The following is a 492-nucleotide window of genomic DNA, read 5'->3' as shown; positions in this document are numbered from 1 at the left end:
CCGACCGCCGACCGCCGACCGCCGAAACCTACGTCAGGACCGTTGCTGTCCCCGACCTGTGATTCCAAGAGATTGCTAGTTGATCTTGAACTAGCCCCAAGGACGCGAGAGAATTAATACAAGTTTTCGAATCACTCGATGGAGGTGCCATGGATCTGTTCGATGACGATCCTGAGCGCCTTCGTCGTTCGAGCGATGCCGACGGTGAGTGGTGGGACCGTCTGATCGCCAATTCGCCGCTGTGGTCGTCCGACGGCTCGTCCGCCCGTGAGCCCTTCCCGATCATCAACTTTGGCCCCCGGCAGCCCGCCGGCACGCCCGGCACCCAGACCACGGACGCCCCAGGGACGGACGTCCCAGGCACCGACACCGACAGCGCAGACAGCGACGACACGAACGCCGTGCGTGGGGCTGCCATCGGTGCGAACGCCGCTGGCACGGACGGCGCTCGCGCGGACGCCGCCCGTGGGACTGCCGATGGTGGGGCTGCCG

1 protein-coding gene is annotated in these 492 nt (G+C 65.9%); it reads left to right on the top strand.

Translation table 11 applies throughout. The features are described from left to right. Window positions 1–149: 149 nt before the first annotated feature. Window positions 150–492, top strand: a 343-nt coding sequence (locus tag FLV34_RS39735) for a hypothetical protein (RefSeq protein ID WP_222709819.1), incomplete at its 3' end; no start/stop codon positions are given.

Source organism: Microbispora sp. CSR-4 (genome assembly GCF_008033685.1).
Classification (GTDB): domain Bacteria; phylum Actinomycetota; class Actinomycetes; order Streptosporangiales; family Streptosporangiaceae; genus Microbispora.
This window is presented reverse-complemented; position numbering and strand designations above follow the sequence as displayed.